Raw genomic sequence first — 23,115 nt, forward strand, 5'->3', positions numbered from 1 at the left:
GCACAAACTATCTTATTTTGTTGTTAAAGATCTGCTTCATTAGTGCCGCCTTAGTGGCCGCCCCGTGAAGCGAGAGGCGTATTATAGACATTTCTCATGCCTACGCAAGCCTCAGCGCCAAAAAAAAATTATATTATTTCTTTTGGCGCTGTTTTTAATATATTTTTACTTTGAATTTTTGAGCGCTTTAACCATTTTCAAGGCATCCCCTGTCTCTTTTACGTCATGCACCCTAACTACCGCAGCGCCTAGCCAAGCCCCTAATGCTGCCAATGTAACACTGCCATGCAAGCGCTGCTCAACTGGAGCATCGCCGAGGTAGTACCCGATAGTTGATTTACGAGACACTCCAATCAATTTTGGCAATGCTGGTACAAAAGATGCAATTTGCTTAATCAGCATCATATTCTGCGAAGGATTTTTCCCAAAACCAAAACCAGGATCAACAATAATCCGATTTTGGGCAACACCTGCTTTTTCAGCACTTATTATGCGCTCTTCCAGATAACGCTCTACCTCACCGACCACGTCACTATATTGGGTATTAGTTTGCATATTTTCAGGCATACCGCGCATATGCATGATGCACAATGCACAATTTGAGGCTGCGGCAGTCGCTAGCGCTCCATCATCTTCAAAGCCATGTACATCATTAATCATGTCTACACCAAGCTCCAGCACCGCACGCATCACTGCTGTTTTTTTTGTATCTATTGAAATTGGAACACGCCCATCTCTCACCAACACCTCTACCACTGGTAATAAACGTGCAAGTTCTTCTTCAATGGATACAGCCTTTGACCCAGGACGGGTAGACTCCGCACCAACATCAATAATATCGACTCCTTCGTCAATCATCTTCGCCGCACGCTCCAAAGCTGCTTGCGGTGTGACAAAATGACCACCATCCGAAAATGAATCGGGCGTGCAATTCAGCACGCCCATAATTTTGGTTTCACTTAGATCAAGCTGGAAACGACCAGCTCGCAAATAGTTAGACATTTAACTCATCCTGCAAAATTAGCATTCGATCCACCTTTCGGTGAACTGTCATTCTCAATAACCGGATGATCGCCTCCAATGATGATACCATCGCGGCGATTGCTATCATCACTGCCATTGCCATCATCTGTAGAAGAGTCCGTCCAATCTTTAGGCTCACGAACAGGACGACGATTCATCAAGTCATCGATCTGATCTTCATCGATGGTTTCATACTTAACCAGTGCTTTGGTCATCTCATGCAAAATATCCATATTATCTTTAAGGATTTGCTCAGCACGATCATAGTTACGATCAATAATGGCTCGAATTTCTGTATCGATCATATGCGCTGTTTCATCGGATACATTTTTATGCTGAGTAACCGAACGTCCTAAGAAGACTTCATTTTCTTCTTCACCATAAGCCAATGGACCGAGCTTATCTGACAAACCCCATTGCGTCACCATATTACGTGCAATAGAGGTGGCACGTTCAATATCATTAGATGCACCTGTCGACACATGATCGTGACCATAAATTAGCTCTTCAGCGATCCGACCACCATAGAGACTGGATATCTGACTCTCTAGGCGCTCACGCGAGTAGCTATAACGATCCTGCTCAGGCAGGAACATCGTTACACCCAATGCCCGACCACGAGGAATGATAGTCACTTTATACACAGGGTCGTGTGATGGAACGATGCGACCAACGATACAGTGTCCAGCTTCGTGATAAGCAGTCATTTCTTTCTCTGCATCACTCATCACCATTGAACGGCGCTCTGCACCCATCATAATTTTATCTTTCGCATCCTCCATGTCTTGCATGGTGATGGTTTTACGATCACGACGTGCAGCAAAAAGTGCAGCTTCGTTAACCAAGTTAGCCAAATCGGCACCTGAAAAACCAGGTGTACCACGTGCAATATCACGAGCCTTGACGTCGTCATCAATTGGCTTCTTGCGCATATGCACTTTAAGGATTTGCTCACGTCCTTTGAGGTCTGGTAAGCCGACCACAACCTGACGGTCAAAACGGCCAGGGCGCAATAATGCAGGATCGAGTACATCCGGACGGTTGGTTGCCGCAATCACAATCACACCTTCGTTGCCTTCGAAGCCATCCATTTCAACCAGCAACTGGTTCAGTGTTTGCTCACGCTCATCGTGCCCACCACCAACACCAGCACCACGTTGTCGACCGACAGCATCGATCTCATCGATGAAAATAATACAAGGCGCATGCTTTTTCGCTTGCTCGAACATATCACGAACACGCGACGCACCGACACCAACAAACATCTCAACAAAATCAGAACCCGAAATAGTAAAGAAAGGCACTTTAGCTTCACCTGCGATGGCTCTTGCGAGTAACGTCTTACCGGTACCAGGAGGACCGACCATCAAAACGCCACGAGGAATCTGACCGCCAAGATGACTAAATTTGGTTGGATCACGCAAGAACTCAACCATCTCAACGACATCCTCTTTGGCTTCTTCAGCACCTGCAACATCAGCAAAAGTCACTTTGATTTTATCTTCAGGAATCAGTTTGGCACGGCTTTTGCCAAAAGAAAATGCGCCGCCTTTGCCACCACCGCCCTGCATTTGTCGAGTGACAAAAATGAACAGTGCGATCAAAATGATGATCGGCAACAAATTGATCAGAATCTTGCTGAGCAGGCTTTCTTTTTCAATTGGATCAGCACTAATAGTCACATTGTGATTGCGCAGATCACCGATAAGTGCAGCTGTATTCACTTCTGGGTTGTTAGTAACGAAGCGCTTGCCAGAGTTATCAGTAAAGTTGATCTTCATCTCTTGCAGATCAATATCTGCAGCTCTTACCTGACCATCCTCAACTTGATCCAAAAACTGGGAGTAACTAACTTCTCGGGTATTGCCCTTTAATCCCAGATTATCTACTTCACCCACCAAAAATAGAAACAGCAAGATCAAGCCGCCCCAAATTAATATGGATTTTTTCATATCGTTCAAAATAATTTCCTCTTCAAAGTGATCACCGACCGTTACCCTTAAATCCTTTAGCAAGCAAATATGTTTCTTGACTACGCTGCCTTGATGCTTGAGGTTTTCTCGTTAAAACAGCGGTAAAATCCTGTTTAAGCGAACGCATTAGTGTATCAAAACCAGGGCCATGAAAAACCTTGGTTAATAAATTGCCATCACGCTTTAAGTGTGAACAAGCAAACTCAACTGCAAGCTCGACCAAATGCATGCTTTTGGCCTGATCAGCCGACTTTATTCCACTGGTATTGGGGGCCATATCAGAAATTACAAGGTCAATTGCAACATCACTGCCCAAAGTTTTCTCAAGCTCATCGAGTACTGACTGCTCACGAAAATCACCTTGGATGAAAGTTACATCTGGCAATGAATCCATAGGCAAAATATCCAGTGCAAAAATATGACCTCGCCCCTGCATACATTCCGCCACATACTGCGACCACCCTCCCGGCGCCGCACCTAGCTCAACTATAGTCATGCCTGGCTTGATCAATTTATCTTTTGCTTGAATTTCTTTGAGTTTATACACCGCACGAGAGCGATACCCCTCCTCTCGAGCCTGCTGTACGTACATATCATTATGATGTTCTTTTAGCCAGCGTTTACTGGTTTTACTGCGTGCCATGTATTGGTTCTGCTATGCTGTAGGTTTTTACGATCGAACAGGATACTGCAATGTTAAACAAAGCCCAAATTCGTCATCTCAAAGCACTGGCACATCATCTGCAACCAGTCATATTAATCGGCAGCAATGGCATTACTGATGCTGTAGATAAAGAAATTAATAACGCATTAATTTCTCATGAATTAATCAAAGTAAAACTTGGCAACCTTGATGATACTGAGCAAGCTAAAATGATTGAGCATATCAGTACGGAACAACATGCAGAGTGTGTTCAAAAAATTGGCCACACCGCCGTTTTTTTCCGTCGCAACCCTGAAAAACCAAAAATTGAGCTACCAAAAAAATAATTTTTTGAATGGCGTCTTTTAGCAGACGCCATTTTTTAGACAGTTCAAATTATTGCTGCGACAGCAGCTTCTCTCCACATACTTGCTGAACAACTGCAACCAACACATCAGCTGCCAAAGCAACATCATCTAACGACGGGAAAGATGGTGCAATACGAATATTGCTGTCCTTTTCATCACGTCCATATGGAAACGCAGAACCAGCCGGTGTCAACTTTAAACCTAATTCAGCACATTTGGCTACCACTTCTTTTGCACACCCTGGCAAAACATCTAAGCTAATAAAATACCCACCCTTAGGGTTGGTCCATTTAGCCAAACCAGTATTGCCAAGCCCACTTTCCAACCGCTCAAGCATCTTGGAAAAGCGTGGTTGAAGCAGCTCCGCATGACGCTTCATATGCTCTTCGACCCCATAACGCTCAAAAAAACGAATATGGCGCAACTGATTTACCTTATCTGGCCCGATGGTCTGAAAACCAAAATGCTTGACCAGCCACGCTACATTTTCAGGACTTGAAAGAATGGCAGAAACACCAGAGCCCGCGAAAGTGATTTTTGATGTTGAAGCAAACATGACCACACGCTGTGGATGACCTGCTGCACGGCATGCTTCAAAAATATCCGCTAGCTGTTCATGTTCGTCACCAAGATGGTGAACACAATAAGCATTGTCCCAGAAAATACGGAAACCATCTGCTGCTGTCTGCATTGTGGCCAAACGGCGAACCACATCATCACTATAGGTTATACCTGTTGGATTAGAATACTTAGGCACGCACCACATACCCTTGATACTGTTATCAGAAGAAACCAGCGCTTCGACTGCATCCATATCAGGACCATTCTCATCCATGCCAACGGCTATCATCTCGACACCCAAATGCTCACAAACTGCAAAATGGCGATCATAACCAGGCACAGGACAAATAAATTTCGCTTGTTGTTTACCCCATGGTGGACGCGCCTCACCAGCACCATAGCGCAAATAGGTTGAAATCGTATCGTGCATCAAGTTAAGGCTAGAATTCCCACCAATCAAGACACTCTCTTGCGAACTGGCGCCCGTCATATCACGGAATAACGCCTTCATTTCTTCCAAACCATCAATACCGCCATAATTTCGCACATCAGGTTGGTAAGCGCGAAGATCATCAGCTGACAAAATATCCAGAATAGGCATTGATAAATCAAGCTGCTGCTGACTCGGTTTCCCACGCGTTATATCCAGTGCCAATTTTTTATTAGCAAACTCATCAATTTTAGACTGTGCTTCAGAAACAATCTGCTCAAGCGCCATTTTATCCATACAATATCCTTTACATAAATCAACTGTTAATCTGACAATCAACCAAAGCGATATGATACTGCATTCAGATGCCGTGCTGTAACTGATAATAACTTTTTTATAAAAAAGGCAGGATTAATATCCTGCCTTTTAAGACACTATCTATTCAGTGAGTCATTTAACGCTTTGCGCCAAAGCCTCCGACATATTGCGTAGTATCATTTTGTAGGCCGTATACACCCCCAACCTCTTCCGCATTTGGCCCATAGAATTGGCCTTCAATATGCCCATTTAGGCCTCCTGCTGTATTAGCCTTTCCTTCAAAACGATTCTTGCCAGCCCATGTAGCACTTGCAGACACATTTAAATCTGGACGCTCTTGAATAATGTGCTCTCCCCCTTTGAGGGTATGGAGTATTGCAGACCCAGTAGTTTTATAATCCAGAGTCCTAGCCCCAAAATCCACATCAATTATATTTTCACTAGTTACTTGATTACCATTATAAAATGCATGAGAGATACCATTATAGGTGAAGCTATTTTGATTAGGCAGTTGGGCTGTATTATCGCCAATTGTCTGATAACCAACAACTTGATCACGCAAATTTCCTAAAAGTGGATCTCTACTAGTAGAAAGATAATAACCAAAAGTTTGGAAGCTCCATCCAGCCACAGATGGGTCACGATAATATGAGTTCAAATATTCTGGCGCTTTTTGCCCTGGCGGGCTGATATCTATTACTTTAAATCCAAGTACGCCGTTAAACTTTCTATCAACCACACCACCATAATCAACTAAGCTACCATCAGGCATTCGTTTTTTATTAATCTTTGCAACCCCAAGATCCATAGACGGCTGATTACCCAAGTCAACCGTTGACCATGACTTAAGAATTAAAATACGGTCATTAATATCCCGAATCACTCTTTTCCCATCACCAGGAAATTGAGACTCTATTTTGTTAGCCCATGCATTCAAGTGAGCCTTCTGCGGATTGTCCTCCTCTAATTTATCAGCTTGCTCACGAAGTTTCTCTACAAATTTGACAGCATTTTCATCGCGACAGTCTGCCCCCCAACCACATACTTCACTAACCATAGCAGGTTGGTTAAAACGTACTTCATTGCTTGTATTGGGAGGAATGGCAATATTTGCTGATCCTCTATTAGCAATCGAAGCCACACTGGGGTTTACCTGCTGTCCTTTTCCGGACATATCCGACAAAAATACATTTACTGTTGGAACGACTTCTCCTCCAGCAGGATCAGAAGTACTAGTAGTACTACCTGTTTGTGAAGACTTAGGAACACCTAGAAAACTAGCTTCTCCTCCGCCGCATGCATTAAGAGCAGTAGCACATAATGTACTAATAGCAAGTAATTTAAAGCCATTAATTTTATTCATATCTATTCCCTTATCACTATATTCCTATTTTATAACAATCTACAATCATAAGTTTTTAATCACCTTTAGCCTAAGACTATAAGCTAGTTATGTAACTCTTACAAGAATTTAAATTACGCTCAAAAATGTAATACCCAATAGGTAACACCGAGCCACTGATTATTTTTAAAGCCTACATCATGAAATACAGCTTGTTTCTTAAACCCCAGTTTTTCATGTAAACGCTCACTGGCAATATTACCCAGAGTTGGTACGCCAAATAAGACTTTTACATAGCCTTCTTCACGCAGTACTTCAATTAATTTTTGATATAGCGCTGTACCTAAGCCTTTACAAATCTGTGGGTCTCGCTGGTGATCGAGATAGATAGTACTTTCATAAGTATGGGCATAGGCAGCCAGACTATGCCACGGCTTTGCGTATGCATAACCAACAACCCGCCCATCCAACTCTGCAACAAAATAAGGGGATTTTTTACGGATTTTCTCTGCACGCTCAGCGATTTCCCTGACGCTAACTGGCTCCGTCTCAAAAGAGATATTTGTATCCAGCACATAGTAGTTATAGATACGACAAATATCAGCCGCGTCACTCTCTTGATATTGGCGAATATACCATTCAGGCATGCTGTTTTTTTGCAGGTTTACCACGCAGCTTTCCCCATAGTGCAGTAAGAGGTGCAACCAAAGCATACACCGCTAATCCTACCAAGATACCAACAGCGATATCAGCTAAGGCCGTCAACAACCATGATAGGCCAATCTGAATAGTTTCAAGCCAATGGGCAATCGTGTGATGAATAGCTGGTACGCCTTCAACCCAAATATGCCCCCCGACAATAAACATGGCTATTGTGCCAATGACTGAAAGTGCCTTCAGCATACGTGGGGCAAACCACAGAAGACCACGACCAACTTTGTGCATCAAGCCAACGCGGTTTTCGACCCAATATTTACCGACATCGTCCATCTTGACAATCATCGCAACCACGCCGTAAACCAAAAAAGTAATCAGCAATGCAATGATACTTAATGCAATGATATTCATGGTCAAAGACATATCGTATTTGAGAATTTCTCCCAATGCGATCACGATAATTTCTGCTGAGAGAATAAAGTCCGTACGGATTGCACCACGGATTTTAGCGCGCTCAAACTCAACAAAGTTTATAGCCTGAGCATTGGCCGCAACACGCAGGGCACGGCGCTCAATCTCCTGCTGACGATGAAATAGAATGTGCATCACTTTTTCTATCCCTTCATAGCAAAGATACGCACCACCTACCATCAGTAAATACGGCACGACCCACGGCACAAAAAAGGACAGCAGTAACGCGATTGGCACCAAAATTACTTTATTGACAATCGAGCCTTTTGCAACCGCCCAAACTACTGGAAGCTCACGCTTGGCACTAATTCCAGTCAATTGATTGGCATTAAGCGCCAGATCATCGCCCAAAACGCCAGCTGTCTTTTTGGTTGCGGCTTTAGTAAGTAGTGCAACGTCGTCCAACAGTGCGGCAATGTCATCAAACAGGGCGAAAAAACTGGCGGCCATAAATTAATTACTCTCTTCTTTTTTTACTGTACCGCACTCGATTGCATAAGGATCAGGAAAGCCCAGCTTTGCAAGAATCTTTCGCTCAGTTGATTCCATCACTTCTGCATCATTATCCTCAATGTGATCAAAGCCCATCAAGTGTAAAAAGCCGTGAATAACAATGTGTGCCCAATGTTGCTCCATGGTTTTCCTCTGCGCTTTGGCCTCCTGATTAACCACATTCACAGCGATAACAACATCACCGAGCAAGCGCGGCTCTTCCGGCAAATCCCAATCGCAAGGGAAAGCCAATACATTGGTCGGCTTACGTTTATCACGATACTCGTCATTGAGCTCTGTGATTTCATCATCATCGACCAAGCGTACAGTCACTTCCAGTGCTTCGTCATGTTCAAGCACTTCAAGTGCCGTATCTAGCCAACGCTGCAAGCGTTTTTCGCCAGGGTACAGCCAGTCATCGGGTACATCTTCTACCTGATAGTCAATAACGATTGGCGTCATTTATTAAGCATCCTCATGGTTTGATTGTTGTGCGTGATCATACGCTTCAATAATGCGCTGAACCAACGGGTGGCGCACCACATCCTGCGATTCAAAACGCGTGAAAGAAATGCCTTCTACATCACCGAGCACTTTAGCTGCATGGCGCAAGCCAGACATCACACCACGTGGTAAATCAATTTGCGTAACGTCTCCAGTGATCACTGCTGTAGAGCCAAATCCTTGCCGGGTCAAAAACATCTTCATCTGCTCGACCGTGGTATTTTGTGCTTCATCAAGAATGATAAATGCGTCGTTTAGCGTGCGCCCTCGCATAAAGGCAAGTGGTGCAATTTCAATCACATTGCGCTCCATTAGCTTAGCTACACGCTCAGGCCCGAGCATATCATTGAGTGCATCATATAAAGGGCGAAGATAAGGATCGACTTTTTGCGTCATATCTCCGGGTAAAAAACCCAGGCGTTCACCAGCCTCAACGGCCGGACGCACCAGCACCAATTTACGAACTTTATCTTCTGCAAGATAGGACACTGCAGCCGCAACCGCGAGGTAAGTTTTCCCCGTACCAGCTGGGCCAATCCCAAAGTTTACCGAATGAGAAAAGATACGGCGAAGATAGCGGCGCTGATTTGATCCACGTCCTGAAATAGTGCCACGCTTGGTTTCAATGAAGATATCCTTGCCTTCATCCTTTGCCGCAAACTCCGTAGACAAAGTTGCGCCTGCATCACGCAAGGCTAGGTGCACATCATCATTATTCAAAACATTACTGCCAGTTTGCTCGTAAAGCGTCTCTATGACAAACCGTGCCTGTACCACGCGACCTTCATCCCCTTTAACATGGAACAAATGACCACGATTGTGAATATTGACCCCAAGCTGGTCTTCAATCAGGCGTAAATGTGCGTCCATTTGACCACACAATTCGGCGAGACGCTGTTGATCTTGCGGCGCAAGTTGGAAAGCGAGAGTATGTTGCATGCAAATCCTGTCGATGAATAATGGTTGCCATTATGGCAAAGCTGATTATACTTGCAACGTTACACGCATACCATTGTGTTATGCAGTTTGATACATCGCTGGTGCGGCCATACCTTCAGCCTCAAGCAAACGCCCACGTAGAGAATTTTTGTATGCAGCAGTAATTTGCACTTTAGCAAAGCGGCCTATCAGTGCCTTAGGTGCTTGGAAGTTGACCACACGGTTGTTTTCCGTACGCCCTGATACTTCGCTAGCATCTTTTTTCGATACACGATCGACCAACACCCACTGCTCCGTGCCTACCATATTTTCTGAAATATCAGCCGCCATTTCGAGAATACGCTTTTGCAAACGAGCCAAGCGAGCTTTCTTCACATCCATAGAAATCCGATCTGGCATTGCCGCTGCTGGTGTACCTGGGCGCGGGCTATAAATAAAACTAAACGAAGTATCGAAAAATACATCTTCAATTAGCTGCATCGTATCTTCAAAATCAGCATCCTCTTCACCTGGGAAGCCAATGATAAAATCAGAAGAGAAGCTAATATTTGGCCTAATTTCACGAATACGCGCCAACTTTTCTTTATAAATATCTACTTTGTGACCGCGTTTCATCAGCGCAAGTACTTTATTCGATCCACTTTGAACCGGTAAATGCAGATGACTAACCAACTCTGGCACTCTGCGGTAAGCTTCAATCAGGCTGTCACTGAACTCAAGGGGGTGAGAAGTAGTGAAGCGAATACGATCTATTCCATCAATCGCAGCTACCATTTCAATCAAAAACGCCAAGTCTGCCACATCACCATCGTGCATTTCACCACGATAAGCATTGACGTTCTGACCTAATAGATTGATTTCACGAACACCTTGTGCCGCTAAAGAGGCACATTCTGCAATCACATCATCAAATGGACGGCTAACCTCTTCACCACGCGTATAAGGCACCACACAGAATGTACAGTATTTTGAGCACCCTTCCATGACCGACACATACGCCGATGGTCCTTCAGCTCGGGGTTCTGGTAAATGGTCAAATTTTTCGATTTCAGGGAAGGATACATCCACGACACCATCGCGCTTGAGCTGAGCTTCAGAGATTAAATTCGGCAAGCGGTGTAATGTCTGAGGGCCAAATACGACATCAACAACTGGAGCGCGGCGGCGCAATTCTTCACCTTCTTGCGAAGCAACACAGCCACCAATACCAATGATAACATGTGGATTTTTTTCTTTTAATGGCTTCCAGCGGCCAATCTGTGAGAACACTTTATCTTGTGCTTTTTCACGAATGGAGCAAGTATTGAGCAACAATACATCTGCTTCCTCAGGATTATCTACACGCACCATACCGTGTGATACGTTCAAAACCGCCTGCATTTTTGAAGAGTCGTACTCGTTCATTTGGCAGCCGTGTGTTTCGATATAGAGTTTTTTGAGGGTTTGCGCCATGACTTGTCACCATTTTTTAGTTAGCCGGATATTATAGCGCAATGAGTTGAGGCTACCAATACCACATAATTCCTATCAAATTAAATTCATTAAAAAAGCCACCCTTAGGTGGCTTTTTATCACAGTTACAAAATGCGGAAATTACTGTGCCTGCTGTAATGCTTGCTGTGCAGGTGCAAAGCCTTGCTGAGCAGCTTGCTGAATCAGTGCAATACCTACATCCTTATTCTGCTCTACGCCATCACCACGAACCAGCATGACACCGAGGTTGAACTGGGCAGGTGCATAGCCTTGCTCTGCTGCTGCTTGAAACAGAGGTGCTGCTTGTGTGGCATCGCCTTGCTGCAAATAAAAGCTACCCATATCATAAACAGCAGGAACATAACCTTGCTCTGCAGACTTAACCAAGAAATCAAGCGCCATTTGCTCGTCTTGTGCAGCACCATCACCAGTGCGATAAACGACTGACAGATTGTGCTGCGCTGCAGCATTACCAGCCTCAGCTGCCATTTTCCATGCTTCAATCGCTGCAGCTTTATCACCACTTTCATAAGCTTCTTGAGCTTGAACCAGTAATGCTTCAGGATTATTTTGTTGGGCAGTATCTGTCATATCTTTATTTGCGTTACCACCGCAAGCACCAAGTACCAGCGCAACAGCACCGATTAGCATATATTTTTTCATCATGAATACTCTCCTCCAGATTAAAATCGAAAACAAATAACCATTTACAAGCAATGCTTGGTCTAGCTAGTTATTTAGGGTTTTACCATAACGCAAATCCCAAACACCATGGCCTTTATTGATGCCACGTTGCTCAAATTTGGTTAGCGGACGCCACGATGGGCGTGGTGCAAATCCGTCTTCACCGCCTAGGTTAACCCATTTTTCATCTGCAACAAAGACATCACGCATCCACTCTGCGTAATTTTCCCAATCTGTCGCGCAATGCAGCTCTCCCCCATCACGTAATCTTGCATATATCAAGTCAGTAAAAGGCTGCTGGATAATCCGTCGCTTGTGGTGCCGTGCTTTTGGCCATGGATCCGGAAAATATACTTGAACACGAGACAAGGAAGATTCCACAACATAATCACGCAGCACTTCTACTGCATCATGGCAAATCAGGCGTAAATTCTCTATTCCAGCCTGCTCTATTTTTAATAAAGCATGACCAACACCAGGGCGGTGCACTTCAATACCAATAAAGCCTTTTTCCGGTTCAGCACTGGCCATTTCAACCAGTGTTTCACCATTGCCAAAGCCTATTTCAATAACCAAATCACGATCATCACCAAAGACAGTTGATGCATTAATGACATCTCCTTCTTGAAGATCAATGCCATATTTTGGCCATAACTCGGTAAAAGCACGCTCTTGCCCGGGCGTCATTCGCCCTTGACGAAGTACAAAACTGCGAATAGTCATCAGCTGATCTTGACGTGTTCAATCATGGCATAAGCAGAGTGACTGTGAATGGATTCAAAGTTCTCTGATGAGACGCGATATGCCGAAATACGCTCATCTGCATTCAATACAGCGGCAACATCACGCACGATATCCTCAACAAATTTCGGATTTTCATAAGCGCGCTCGGTAACGTACTTTTCATCCGGTCGCTTTAATGTTGACCAAATTGGGCAAGAGCCACCTTCTTCACCAATAACAATCAGATCCTCTGTCGAAAACGGCTTCTGAGGATCAAATGTTGCCATAATGATGACATGAGAACGTTGGTTATGTGCACCGTATTTAGAAATTTCCTTTGAACACGGGCACAGGCTGGTTACCGGCACAGTCACCTCAACACTCAGCTCAGCATCTTCACGCGAACCATCAACGATCCAACTGACTTCGTAATCCAGCAAGCCAGGCACACCACTGACTGGTGCAGGCTTATTGATAAAAAATGGGAAGCTCAAGGAGATAGTTCCCTCTTCAGCGTGTAGCAACTCAAGCATTTCAGCATGCAACTCAGCGAAGCTCGCCAAATCCAGCGCTTTTTCGCGGTTGATCAGCTGAATAAAGCGCGACATATGCGTTCCTTTCTGGTCATGCGGTAACGCAACTGTCATCTCAGCCTTAGCGACCGTATGCTGTATGCCGCTTTCGCTCTGTACAGATAGAGGAATAGTAATATCACTGACGCCAACTCGTGTAATCGCAATTTTGCGCGTATCCGGGCTGCCCTGTACGTCGGGTATAGGATGGTGTTCTGTCATGAAAAGCACTCTGGCAAATAAAAATGGCGGGCATTATACAGCAAATCTGTTGGCTGCCCATGATCCACCATTACCAGCAATTACTTGCTGTAACGGCTCCTTTCTTTTTCGGCAAGTCGCAATACTACGCGGTCCATCATCGTCGTCGGTAAAAGACGACGTGCGAGCGACATGAGCCACGTTGCTCTAGTCACGTAATAACGCGGCTTTGGTTTCTTGGCTTCAAGCGCATGGATCAGCTTATCGACAACGGCTTCAGGCCCCAGCGTAAATGGCTCACGCTTATCACTTTCCAAGTGTTGGATCATATTCAAATATTGCTGCTTATGGACGCTACCTGAGGCATCAATCCAATCCTGAAACTCCACAAAAGCATTTTCGCGAAACTTACTGACAATCGGGCCGGGCTCAATTAAGCTGACATGAACACCACTGCCATTTAATTCCAAACGCAGTGCATCAGACAACGCTTCCAACGCAAATTTCATCGCACAATACGAGCCACGATAACGCATCACCGCAAGCCCCAACACCGAACTATTCTGCACAATTCGACCATGCCCTTGGTAGCGCATCAAAGGCACGATACGACGGGTCAGGTCATGCCAGCCAAGCAAGCCGTTATCTAGCTGATAAGCCAGTGCATTACGTGGCAAATCCTCGACCGCCCCGGGAATGGCAAAAGCACCATTATTAAACAGTGCATCAAGTCGCCCCCCAGTGTGTTTAAGCGTCCAGTCAAGGGCTATGGTGATTGAATCCGGCGATGCCAAATCCAGTTGTACAGCAGACAACCCTTCATCCTTGAGCCGCTCAACATCAGCCGCATCGCGCGCGCTAGCAACAACCTGCCAGCCACGATCATGCAATGTGTGTGCCGCTGTATAACCAATGCCGCTGGAGCAGCCGGTAATTAAAATACTGCGTTGCTTGTCTGATTTAAGGGGTTGCTCTGCGGCATTCATTTTAAAGCCTCGGTATTGTTTGTCCGGTCTTGGTGGTGAGATAATCCATGATCGTTGCGCTCATTAGCATGTTGATCAAATGCATTAAATTCAGGCCAACCTTGCCCATTCTGACGCACCAAATCGCGCAACAATGTAATGTGCGCAGCATCTTCGTTCAAGCACGGAATATAGTCATAGCGTTCACCGCCATTTGCCATAAATAAATCGCGATTACCCATTGCCATTTCTTCTAATGTCTCTAGGCAATCCGCGCTAAAGCCCGGGCAAATCACACTGACTGACTTAACACCTTGACCAGGCAAGGCCTCGATTGTCTTATCCGCGTAAGGCTGCAACCACTCTTCTTTACCAAAGCGCGACTGAAAAACAAGCTGGTATTCATCAGCACTCAACCCAAGCTCTTCTGCCAGAAGAGCTACTGTTTGCTGGCAATGATAATAATATGGATCGCCTTCATCCAGATAGCGCTTGGGTACACCATGAAATGACATCAGCAATTTTTGCGGCTTGCCGTATTTAGCAAAATGTCTGCGCACACTCTCAGCCAGCGCTGCTATATATTGCGGATGATCTTGCCAATTTCGTATCACTCGCAGCTCGGGAATAAATCGCTGCTTGGCCAATGCTTGCGCCACACCATCAAACACACTTGCCGTCGTTGCATCAGCGTACTGCGGATACATCGGCACCACCATCAGCCGCTCGACGCCCTGCGCCGCAAGTGCTTTTAGCTTATCCGCAATCGAAGGCTGACCGTAGCGCATCGCATAATCGACGATCACCTCACCCAAGCCACATGCAGCCAATTGCTCACGCAATGCACTGACCTGTCGCTCAGTAATCACAATCAGTGGCGATCCCTCATCCCACCAAATTTGCTCATAGGCATGTGCCGATTTTTTCGGACGAACATTGAGCACAATACCGTGCAAAATAGGCAGCCATTGCCACCGAGGTAAATCAATAACGCGTGGGTCAGATAAAAACTCAGCGAGATATGGGCGCAAAGCCTGCTTCGTCGGAGCCTCAGGCGATCCCAAATTAATGAGTAGGACAGCAGTTTTTGCTGTATTAGGAAGTTGTCTCATGCGATTTAAAACGTGTCTCTGTAATAATGGGCATATTGTATCAGGGCGCAACGTGTTCCCCTAGGCGCTGCAATTACCATTATCATAACCAATCATTAAAAGATTATACGTCATGGATTTTTAATCATACAAAAATAAAAGCAGATGTCTAGACACCTGCTTTTATTTTAACTGTTGGCGCAGGCATTATGTTGCCGCACCAAACGCTATTTATACTTCTACCGGCACAGCAGCACAAATATCATCGCTTGCCTGATCACGGTACTTGGAGAAGTTCTCGCTGAACATCTTAGCTAGCGCATTAGCTTGGCTATCATACGCATCTTGATCTGCCCAAGCATTGCGTGGATCGAGAATTTCTGCAGGCACATTACTGCATTCAGTCACGATTTCAAAGCCAAAGCGTGGATCCTCTTTGGTTGGAGCCTTCGCCAGCTCACCACTATTGATCGCATCAATAATCGCACGCGAGTACTTGAGCTTGATTCGTGAACCAACACCATACGCACCGCCGGACCAGCCTGTATTGACCAGCCATACATTGACGTTGTGCTTGCGGATACGATCAGCCAGCAATTCTGCGTATTTAGTTGGGTGCCAAACCATAAATGGCGCACCAAAGCAGGCTGAGAAAGTAGCTTCAGGCTCAGTGACGCCAACTTCAGTACCGGCAACTTTCGCGGTATAACCGGAAATAAAGTGGAACATCGCTTGTGCAGGGCTGAGTTTAGCAACTGGTGGCAATACGCCAAAGGCATCACAAGTGAGGAAAATCACATCGCTGGCTTGGCCAGCTTCACATGGAATACGCGCATTGCCGATGTGTTCAATCGGGTAACTACCGCGGGTGTTTTCAGTGATCGAAGTATCTTCGTAGTCAACTTCGTGCTCTTCGTTATACACGACGTTCTCGAGTACTGCGCCGAACTTGAGTGCAGCAAAGATGTCCGGCTCTTTTTCTGCGGACAAATCAATCACCTTGGCGTAGCAGCCACCCTCGATATTGAACACACCTTTATCTGTCCATACGTGCTCGTCATCGCCGATCAATTCACGGTTTGGATCCGCAGATAGCGTGGTTTTACCGGTACCGGATAAGCCAAACAAAATCGCAGAGCGCTCACCACCGGATTCAGCTGTCGCTGAACAGTGCATCGACAACTCACCTTTAAGCGGCATCAGGTAGTTCATTACCGTAAATACACCCTTCTTCATTTCCCCGGCATATTCAGTGCCGAGAATGACGATTTCACCGCGCTCGAAAGACAGCGAAACAGAAGTTTCACTTTCAACCCCTTCAACCGAGGTATCAGCAGGACGGTGACCCGCGTTATAAATAACGTACTCTGGCTCACCAAACTGATCGAGCTCTTCCAAAGTTGGACGAATCAGCATGTTGTTCATGAACAGTGCGTGGTAAGGGCGAGTCGTGATCACGCGTACTTTGATGCGGTGCTCCTTATCCCAACCGGCAAAACCATCAAACACATAAATCTGCTCAGCTTCATTCAGGTACTTGACCGCCAGTTCCTGATTCTTGATATGAGACGCCTCAGGGAAAGGAATATTGATGTTACCCCACCAAATATTGTCTTTTGAATCAGGATGCTCAACAACACGCTTGTCTTTTGGTGAGCGCCCGGTTTTAGCACCTGAATAAGCAATCAAAGAACCAGCTGAAGAAATGACAGATTCACTATCGCGCTCCAAAGCTTCCTTATATAGAACTGCTGGTGGAAGATTTCGCAATGCAGTGTGATCAATGCCGTAACTGGAAAGATTAAGTGTATGGCGAGTGTCCTGACTCATGGCTGTGGCCTCTATGTGATTAGAAAACGGTTGAAACCAATGCTAATGATGCAGATTGTTGTCGCTTTAATAATTTATATCATAGCCATCACAGCATTAGCCTACACCACATATAGTAACAAATTTTTGATAATAGGCCTATCTTAACTGCTGCTAAAAAGGCTTTATTACCAACCGTTATATCAACCTTGGCTTACAGCTGACAGTGCTTCGTCCCACACCTCAATACCAGCGCCATCAATACGTGCTTGCTCACTGAGCACACGGCGAAAACGGCGCGCACCAGAGCAACCATTGAAGAGCCCCAGAATGTGTCGTGTGTAACGACTCAACGCATCTCCTTGAGCCAATGCCGCAATGAGCAACGCACGAATATCAGCCAAAGCATCTGCCATCGGCACAACTGGCGCATCATATAGCGCATCAGCTTCAAGCAACAAAGCAGGCTGTTGGTAGGCAGCCCGGCCAAGCATCACGCCGTCCACATACTGCAAGTGGGCTTTGCTTTGTGCAATCGTATCAATCCCGCCATTAATCACCACGGTTAAATCCGGGAAACGCTGCTTGATCTCATAGACCAGTTCATAATTGAGTGGCGGCACGTCGCGGTTCGCTTTTGGGCTAAGCCCTTCCAGCCACGCCTTGCGCGCATGAACGATAAACACGCGGCATTCACTATTCGAAGCAATAGTATCGACAAAATCAAGCACGCCACGCTCAGGCTGTTCATCAATACCCAAGCGGTGCTTAACCGTCACTGGCACATCACTTTCGCGCTGCATCGCCGCAAGGCAACGCGCCACCAGATCAGCATCATCCATTAAGCACGCGCCGATACGGTTATTCTGCACGCGATCACTGGGGCAGCCAACATTCAGGTTAATTTCATCATAGCCGTAGGGCTGTGCTATTGCTGTCGCGCGCGCCAATTGCTCAGGGTCTCCACCACCGAGCTGCAATACAACCGGATGCTCACTGGATTGATATTCGAGATGACGCGCGACATCACCATAAATCAGCGCCCCTGTCGTCACCATTTCGCTATAAAGCCTGGCGTGCTTACTCAAGCAACGGTGCAACTGCCGGCACTCACTTGTCGTCCAGTCCATCATGGGTGCAACGCTGAACGTCCATGGGTTAGATGCTGGCAATGGCTTCTCCACGTCTGGCTTTTTCTGCATTGACGATTCTGGCTCGCTCAGTACTGATCCAGGTTTCGGCCATTTGGTTAATTTCCTTAGCGGATTTTCCTTCAATATTGATTGGTTCACCAACGATGATTTGAACCGTACCACTATGCATACACCCTTTTTTTGGCCAAAACTGACCAGCATTGTGTGCAATGGGAATAACCGGCACACCCACATCATGCGCCAAACGCCCTGCACCAACCTTAAATGGCTGTGGCGCATCAACGGCACTGCGCGTACCCTCAGGATAAATCACCAATGAATAACCACTATCGAGACGCTGCTTACCTTCTTCCATCAGCATTTTCAACGCTTCACGCCCCTGCTTACGGTCTATAGCAACCGGACCCATCGCATGCATCGCCCAACCGACATAAGGCATTTTCACCAGTTCTTTTTTCAGCAGCCATACCTGCTTGCGCTGTAAAAGCGTCGTAAAAAAAGTCTCCCAATTCGATTGGTGATTGACCACCAAAATACACGCCTGATCAGGAATATGCTCATGACCGTGTACTTCCCAGCGAATCCCGCAAATGACACGCGCTAACCAGATGACCGTATCAGCCCAAAAAGTACCAATATAATGCCGCCATTTAAATGGCAAAACCAACATCATTAAGATCAACGTAGACCAAAAAAACGTAGCCAGTATAAAAGCCACTTTAAATACCAAACTTCTGAGCATCATCATTGATTAACTTTCCCTGCGCTGATCTTCGCGCTGCTCCAGCATGGCTACAGTAGTGTGCACCCACTGTTCAATCTCGTCATTTAGCTCCTCAATTGGTTTGCCAACAGCCAAAACAGGCTCGCCAATCACGACTTGAACCGTACCACTATGCATCCAGCCGCGCTTGGGCCAAAACTGACCGGCATTGTGCGCAATTGGCACAATTTGCACACCAAGCTCATTCGCCAATTTAACCGCTCCGGTTTTAAATGGTCGTGGCTGGTGAGGCAGGCTGCGCGTTCCTTCCGGATACATCACCACCCAAAAGCCCATCGAGAGCCGTTGCCGCCCTTGATCTATCACTTGCGCCATAGCCGCTTTGCGCTTATTGCGATTAATTGCAATTGGGCGCAGCGAACCCATTGCCCAGCCAAAAAAAGGAATATGGATCAATTCCTTTTTTAATACCCAGACCTGATCGCGTAACAACAGCGGCGTAAATACAGTTTCCCATGTCGATTGGTGATTGAGCACCATCACAGAAGCCTGCTTCGGTAAATTTTCTATCCCGTGAACTTCCCAGCGGATACCGCAAATAATCCGTGCCAACCATACCACCGTATCGCCCCATCCCGTTGCCAAACGGTGACGTACGCGAAACGGCAGCACGATCATTAGCATAATTAAAATCGCCCACAGCAGCGTAAACACCACAAAGGCAAGTTTAAACAATATGGTACGCAATCCCATCAGCATTGAAATCAACCGGACAACAGCGACAGATCAGCAATCTGATCAAAGCCGGTTTGTAGCGTTGCGAGCAAAGCAAGGCGATTGCGCTGCAAGGCAGGATCATCCGCCATGACCATCACATCTTCAAAGAAGCTCGCCAATGGTGCAGCAAGGGTTGCAAGGGCTTTGAGTGCTGCATCGTAGTCGCCATCAGCAACCGCTGCGTCAATATCACTAGCCACACCTTGCCATGCCTGATACAAATCTTTCTCTGCAGCCTCGGCAAACACTGCTTCATCGACTTGTGCATCACCACCGCCATTCTTTCTCAGAATATTGCGGATACGCTTAGCACTGTCGAGCAAGCTATGCGCATTACTGTCTTGAGTGAAGCGATTGAGCGCCTGAACACGGTGATCAAAATCGCGCAGATCGTCAATTTCAAGTGCCCTGACAGCCTGATAAACCTCAGCAGCAACGCCTTGCTCACGATAATAGGCAAGCAAGCGCTCAAGAATATAGTCACGGACTTCACTGACTTGCGCCTTGGCATTGAGCTCGGCTGGGAAAGTCTCGGCGACTTTATCCAACCATTCAGTAAGTGGCAACTTGAGGTCATTTTCAACCACCAAACGAATCACACCAATCGCCATACGACGCAGTGCGTACGGATCTCGGCTACCGGTTGGCTTCGCGCCGATGGCAAAGCCACCGACCAGAGTATCAAATTTTTCCGCCAATGCGAGGGTTAAGCCGGTACGGGTTTCCGGCAATGCGCCACCAGCATTCAACGGGAAATACTGCTCTTCCAGTGCGGCGGCAATCTCGTCGCCCAAGCCATCATGCTTGGCGTAGTAACGCCCCATCAAGCCTTGCAGCTCAGGGAATTCCATCACCATTTCACTGAGCAAGTCGCACTTGGCAAGCTTGGCGGCCTGCTGTGCCTGTGCGCTATCAGCACCACACAGCGGCGCAAGTTCACCAGCAACTTGCGCGACACTGGCTGATTTATCAGCCAGTGAGCCAAGCTGCTCTTGATAAACCACCTTGGCAAGCTTGTCGCAATGCGTTGACAGTGGCTTTTTCAAATCCTGCTGCCAGAAAAATTCTGCATCAGCAAAGCGGGGGCGGATAACTTTTTCATTACCTTCGCGTACCACATCAGGCTTTTTCGATTCGATATTGGCAATCGCAATAAAGTGCGGCAACATCTTGCCGTCGTGATCGGTAACCGCAAAAGTTTTCTGATTATCTTGCATCGTCGTAATCAGTACTTCTTGCGGCACATCGAGGAAGCGCGCTTCAAAGTGCCCAATGACCGCAACCGGCCATTCGACCAATGACGCAACTTCTGTCACCAACGCATCCGGCATGACTGCCTTGGCGTTAAGTGAATCAACTGCTGCGCCAACCTGCGCGCGGATTTTGCTTTCACGCGCTGGCAATGACGCAATGACATACGCCTTTTCCAGTGCGGCTTCATAGTCGAGCGCATTATTAATAACGACGGCATCAGGATGGTGTACGCGATGACCAAGCGATTCACGACCGGCTTCCACACCAAAGAACGACAATGGCCACACTTCATCATCGGCCAGCACCACCAAAGTCAATACCGGACGCACAAACGGCTGATCATAGTCGCCCCAGCGCATACGCTTGGCAATCGGCAGCTTGTTCATTACTTCGGCAAACATACCTGGCAACAAGTCACGCAATGCCTGACCTTTCTCCGTGCCGTAATACATCAGCCATTGTCCTTTCGGCGTATCAGCCACGGTCAGATCTTCTGGTGCGACACCACATGAAGCGGCAAAGCCCTGTGCCGCTTTCGTCCAGTTGCCGTCTGCATCTTTGGCAGCTTTCAGTGCCGGGCCTTTGCGCTCGATTTCCTGATCAGGTTGGTTGAGCGCAACATCGCGCAAACGCCATGCGAGGCGGCGTGGGCTGGCAAAGGTTTCGATTTTGGCAAATGGCACGCCAGCATCATTCAACACTTGCTGCCACAGTTGTTCACCAGCAGTCGATAAAGTAGTAACGGCTTTGGTCGGCAATTCTTCAATGCCGAGTTCAATCAAAAGATTGGTTGTATCACTCATGCTTGCGCCTCCTTTTGCTCACGGCACAGCGGGAAGCCCAGTGCCTTGCGGCTTTCATAAAATGCCTCGGCGGCAGCTTTCGATATGGTGCGTACGCGCAAAATGTAGCGCTGGCGCTCGGTCACAGAAATTGCGCGGCGTGCATCAAGCAGGTTGAACAAATGCGATGCTTTCAGCGCCTGCTCATACGCTGGCAATGGCAAGCCTTCTTCCGCCAAACGAAGAGACATTTTCTCCGCCGCGTCAAACTGCGCAAACAAATCGTCAACGTCTGCATATTCAAAGTTATAGGTCGACTGTTCACGCTCGTTTTGCTGGTAAACGTCACCGTAGTAAACAGTGCCTTGCGGCGTTTCTGTCCACACCAAATCGTAAACGCTTTCAACGTCCTGCAAATACATCGCAATGCGCTCAAGGCCGTAAGTCAGCTCACCCATCACCGGCTTGCATTCCAAACCGCCAGCCTGCTGGAAGTATGTAAACTGCGAAATTTCCATGCCGTTTGCCCATACTTCCCAGCCAAGTCCCCATGCGCCGAGGGTTGGCGACTCCCAGTTATCTTCAACAAAGCGAATATCGTGTACCGCAGGGTCGATACCGATGGCTTTCAGCGAGCCAAGGTAGAGTTCCTGAAACTTCGGCGGTGATGGCTTCATCACCACCTGAAACTGGTAGTAACGCTGCAAGCGGTTAGGGTTTTCCCCGTAACGTCCATCCGTTGGGCGGCGTGAAGGCTGTACATAAGCCGCATTCCACGGCTCCGGCCCCAGCGCACGCAGGAAAGTTGCAGTGTGGAACGTGCCCGCACCGACTTCCATATCCAGCGGTTGCAGTAAAACGCAGCCCTGCTCCGCCCAGTAGCGTTGCAGGGTGAAAATCATGTCCTGAAAATTGAGCACATCGGCCATTATTTATTGTCCGGCTAAAAAGAAAGCGGCTATTGTAACGGCAAAGGGTAAAAGACCAAAACCGCAGCAATACAGGACAGCAAAATAACCGAAAGAAATCATGCTTATCAAGCAAATCAACATCGGCAACAGCATTACAAGTACTTCATGAAAACATCCCGCTCTATGCCCAATCCAACCAAATCCGAGGATTTAAAATCACGCAAAATAGGTTAAGAGTTAATTATCGTCTCATCAGACATAATTGATAATTGTT

Annotated in this window: 22 protein-coding genes; 1 reads left to right on the forward strand and 21 read right to left on the reverse strand. The window is 46.7% G+C overall.

Features of this window, described 5'->3' with window-relative positions; genetic code table 11:
* Positions 1-165: 165 nt before the first annotated feature.
* From folP to KRX19_11110, 3 genes are read right to left on the reverse strand one after another with little or no spacing between them, the layout of a single operon-like run.
* Positions 166-1,002, reverse strand: a complete 837-nt coding sequence (gene folP, locus KRX19_11100; protein MBV7435566.1) for a dihydropteroate synthase — start codon at positions 1,000-1,002, stop codon at positions 166-168.
* Between the two features lie 5 nt (positions 1,003-1,007).
* Entirely contained in the window at positions 1,008-2,975 is a 1,968-nt protein-coding gene (ftsH, locus tag KRX19_11105; protein ID MBV7435567.1) for an ATP-dependent zinc metalloprotease FtsH, read from the reverse strand.
* Positions 2,976-3,006: 31 nt separating this feature from the next.
* Complete coding sequence (locus KRX19_11110; GenBank protein ID MBV7435568.1) at positions 3,007-3,639, reverse strand: 23S rRNA methyltransferase; 633 nt, start codon at positions 3,637-3,639, stop codon at positions 3,007-3,009.
* Positions 3,640-3,689: 50 nt separating this feature from the next.
* On the opposite strand from KRX19_11110, the gene yhbY reads away from it, so the two are divergent.
* Positions 3,690-3,986 carry a ribosome assembly RNA-binding protein YhbY gene (gene yhbY / locus KRX19_11115; protein ID MBV7435569.1) on the forward strand — a complete coding sequence of 99 codons (297 nt, stop codon included), beginning with the start codon at positions 3,690-3,692 and terminating at the stop codon, positions 3,984-3,986.
* Between the two features lie 49 nt (positions 3,987-4,035).
* Here the strand turns inward: yhbY and KRX19_11120 are convergent, their stop codons facing one another.
* The 18 genes from KRX19_11120 to glyQ all read right to left on the reverse strand — a co-directional run bounded on the left by KRX19_11120 (position 4,036) and on the right by glyQ (position 22,850).
* Positions 4,036-5,295 carry an aminotransferase gene (locus KRX19_11120; GenBank protein MBV7435570.1) on the reverse strand — a complete coding sequence of 420 codons (1,260 nt, stop codon included), beginning with the start codon at positions 5,293-5,295 and terminating at the stop codon, positions 4,036-4,038.
* A 157-nt stretch (positions 5,296-5,452) separates the two neighbouring features.
* Positions 5,453-6,679 (reverse strand): transferrin-binding protein-like solute binding protein, encoded by a 1,227-nt coding sequence (locus tag KRX19_11125; protein ID MBV7435571.1) that lies wholly within the window; start codon positions 6,677-6,679, stop codon positions 5,453-5,455.
* Positions 6,680-6,798: 119 nt separating this feature from the next.
* Positions 6,799-7,305 (reverse strand): GNAT family N-acetyltransferase, encoded by a 507-nt coding sequence (locus KRX19_11130; protein ID MBV7435572.1) that lies wholly within the window; start codon positions 7,303-7,305, stop codon positions 6,799-6,801.
* The gene (locus KRX19_11135) at positions 7,298-8,236 is read right to left on the reverse strand and encodes a DUF808 domain-containing protein (GenBank protein ID MBV7435573.1); all 939 of its coding nucleotides are present in this window, start codon (positions 8,234-8,236) and stop codon (positions 7,298-7,300) included. The genes KRX19_11130 and KRX19_11135 overlap by 8 nt, the downstream gene beginning before the upstream one ends.
* A gap of 3 nt (positions 8,237-8,239) precedes the next feature.
* Positions 8,240-8,740, reverse strand: a complete 501-nt coding sequence (gene ybeY, locus KRX19_11140; protein ID MBV7435574.1) for an rRNA maturation RNase YbeY — start codon at positions 8,738-8,740, stop codon at positions 8,240-8,242.
* A 3-nt stretch (positions 8,741-8,743) separates the two neighbouring features.
* The gene (locus KRX19_11145) at positions 8,744-9,727 is read right to left on the reverse strand and encodes a PhoH family protein (GenBank protein MBV7435575.1); all 984 of its coding nucleotides are present in this window, start codon (positions 9,725-9,727) and stop codon (positions 8,744-8,746) included.
* 72 nt (positions 9,728-9,799) lie between these two features.
* On the reverse strand, positions 9,800-11,173 hold the full coding sequence (gene miaB / locus KRX19_11150; GenBank protein ID MBV7435576.1) for a tRNA (N6-isopentenyl adenosine(37)-C2)-methylthiotransferase MiaB: 1,374 nt from the start codon (positions 11,171-11,173) through the stop codon (positions 9,800-9,802).
* A 141-nt stretch (positions 11,174-11,314) separates the two neighbouring features.
* The gene (locus KRX19_11155; GenBank protein MBV7435577.1) at positions 11,315-11,860 is read right to left on the reverse strand and encodes a sel1 repeat family protein; all 546 of its coding nucleotides are present in this window, start codon (positions 11,858-11,860) and stop codon (positions 11,315-11,317) included.
* A gap of 63 nt (positions 11,861-11,923) precedes the next feature.
* The gene (gene trmB / locus KRX19_11160) at positions 11,924-12,601 is read right to left on the reverse strand and encodes a tRNA (guanosine(46)-N7)-methyltransferase TrmB (GenBank protein ID MBV7435578.1); all 678 of its coding nucleotides are present in this window, start codon (positions 12,599-12,601) and stop codon (positions 11,924-11,926) included.
* Positions 12,601-13,395, reverse strand: a complete 795-nt coding sequence (gene folE2, locus KRX19_11165; GenBank protein MBV7435579.1) for a GTP cyclohydrolase FolE2 — start codon at positions 13,393-13,395, stop codon at positions 12,601-12,603. Before folE2 ends, trmB begins: the two co-directional genes overlap by 1 nt.
* An 80-nt stretch (positions 13,396-13,475) precedes the next feature.
* On the reverse strand, positions 13,476-14,360 hold the full coding sequence (locus tag KRX19_11170; GenBank protein MBV7435580.1) for an SDR family NAD(P)-dependent oxidoreductase: 885 nt from the start codon (positions 14,358-14,360) through the stop codon (positions 13,476-13,478).
* A complete protein-coding gene (gene hemH / locus KRX19_11175; protein ID MBV7435581.1) occupies positions 14,357-15,451 on the reverse strand; it encodes a ferrochelatase in 1,095 nt (364 codons plus the stop codon). The genes KRX19_11170 and hemH overlap by 4 nt, the downstream gene beginning before the upstream one ends.
* 210 nt (positions 15,452-15,661) lie before the next feature.
* Positions 15,662-17,260, reverse strand: coding sequence for a phosphoenolpyruvate carboxykinase (ATP) (gene pckA / locus KRX19_11180; protein ID MBV7435582.1), 1,599 nt, complete (start codon positions 17,258-17,260; stop codon positions 15,662-15,664).
* 182 nt (positions 17,261-17,442) lie between these two features.
* Complete coding sequence (gene dusA / locus KRX19_11185; protein ID MBV7435583.1) at positions 17,443-18,441, reverse strand: tRNA dihydrouridine(20/20a) synthase DusA; 999 nt, start codon at positions 18,439-18,441, stop codon at positions 17,443-17,445.
* Complete coding sequence (locus KRX19_11190) at positions 18,398-19,141, reverse strand: 1-acyl-sn-glycerol-3-phosphate acyltransferase (GenBank protein MBV7435584.1); 744 nt, start codon at positions 19,139-19,141, stop codon at positions 18,398-18,400. The genes dusA and KRX19_11190 overlap by 44 nt, the downstream gene beginning before the upstream one ends.
* 3 nt (positions 19,142-19,144) lie before the next feature.
* On the reverse strand, positions 19,145-19,873 hold the full coding sequence (locus tag KRX19_11195) for a 1-acyl-sn-glycerol-3-phosphate acyltransferase (GenBank protein ID MBV7435585.1): 729 nt from the start codon (positions 19,871-19,873) through the stop codon (positions 19,145-19,147).
* An 8-nt stretch (positions 19,874-19,881) separates the two neighbouring features.
* Positions 19,882-21,951 carry a glycine--tRNA ligase subunit beta gene (gene glyS, locus KRX19_11200; protein MBV7435586.1) on the reverse strand — a complete coding sequence of 690 codons (2,070 nt, stop codon included), beginning with the start codon at positions 21,949-21,951 and terminating at the stop codon, positions 19,882-19,884.
* Positions 21,948-22,850, reverse strand: coding sequence for a glycine--tRNA ligase subunit alpha (gene glyQ / locus KRX19_11205; GenBank protein ID MBV7435587.1), 903 nt, complete (start codon positions 22,848-22,850; stop codon positions 21,948-21,950). Before glyQ ends, glyS begins: the two co-directional genes overlap by 4 nt.
* Positions 22,851-23,115: the final 265 nt, after the last annotated feature.

The sequence above is a fragment of the Cardiobacteriaceae bacterium TAE3-ERU3 genome (assembly GCA_019218315.1).
Lineage (GTDB): Bacteria > Pseudomonadota > Gammaproteobacteria > Cardiobacteriales > Cardiobacteriaceae > JAHUUI01.

Coding starts and splice junctions, on each gene's coding strand:
- folE2 (MBV7435579.1), bottom strand. CDS start 13,395: ATGACAGAACACCATCCTATACCCGACGTACAGGGCAGCCCGGATACG.
- KRX19_11190 (MBV7435584.1), bottom strand. CDS start 19,141: ATGATGATGCTCAGAAGTTTGGTATTTAAAGTGGCTTTTATACTGGCT.
- folP (MBV7435566.1), bottom strand. CDS start 1,002: ATGTCTAACTATTTGCGAGCTGGTCGTTTCCAGCTTGATCTAAGTGAA.
- glyS (MBV7435586.1), bottom strand. CDS start 21,951: ATGAGTGATACAACCAATCTTTTGATTGAACTCGGCATTGAAGAATTG.
- KRX19_11120 (MBV7435570.1), bottom strand. CDS start 5,295: ATGGATAAAATGGCGCTTGAGCAGATTGTTTCTGAAGCACAGTCTAAA.
- pckA (MBV7435582.1), bottom strand. CDS start 17,260: ATGAGTCAGGACACTCGCCATACACTTAATCTTTCCAGTTACGGCATT.
- KRX19_11155 (MBV7435577.1), bottom strand. CDS start 11,860: ATGATGAAAAAATATATGCTAATCGGTGCTGTTGCGCTGGTACTTGGT.
- dusA (MBV7435583.1), bottom strand. CDS start 18,441: ATGCAGAAAAAGCCAGACGTGGAGAAGCCATTGCCAGCATCTAACCCA.
- hemH (MBV7435581.1), bottom strand. CDS start 15,451: ATGAGACAACTTCCTAATACAGCAAAAACTGCTGTCCTACTCATTAAT.
- KRX19_11135 (MBV7435573.1), bottom strand. CDS start 8,236: ATGGCCGCCAGTTTTTTCGCCCTGTTTGATGACATTGCCGCACTGTTG.
- ybeY (MBV7435574.1), bottom strand. CDS start 8,740: ATGACGCCAATCGTTATTGACTATCAGGTAGAAGATGTACCCGATGAC.
- KRX19_11130 (MBV7435572.1), bottom strand. CDS start 7,305: ATGCCTGAATGGTATATTCGCCAATATCAAGAGAGTGACGCGGCTGAT.
- KRX19_11170 (MBV7435580.1), bottom strand. CDS start 14,360: ATGAATGCCGCAGAGCAACCCCTTAAATCAGACAAGCAACGCAGTATT.
- miaB (MBV7435576.1), bottom strand. CDS start 11,173: ATGGCGCAAACCCTCAAAAAACTCTATATCGAAACACACGGCTGCCAA.
- trmB (MBV7435578.1), bottom strand. CDS start 12,601: ATGACTATTCGCAGTTTTGTACTTCGTCAAGGGCGAATGACGCCCGGG.
- KRX19_11110 (MBV7435568.1), bottom strand. CDS start 3,639: ATGGCACGCAGTAAAACCAGTAAACGCTGGCTAAAAGAACATCATAAT.
- KRX19_11125 (MBV7435571.1), bottom strand. CDS start 6,679: ATGAATAAAATTAATGGCTTTAAATTACTTGCTATTAGTACATTATGT.
- ftsH (MBV7435567.1), bottom strand. CDS start 2,975: ATGAAAAAATCCATATTAATTTGGGGCGGCTTGATCTTGCTGTTTCTA.
- yhbY (MBV7435569.1), top strand. CDS start 3,690: ATGTTAAACAAAGCCCAAATTCGTCATCTCAAAGCACTGGCACATCAT.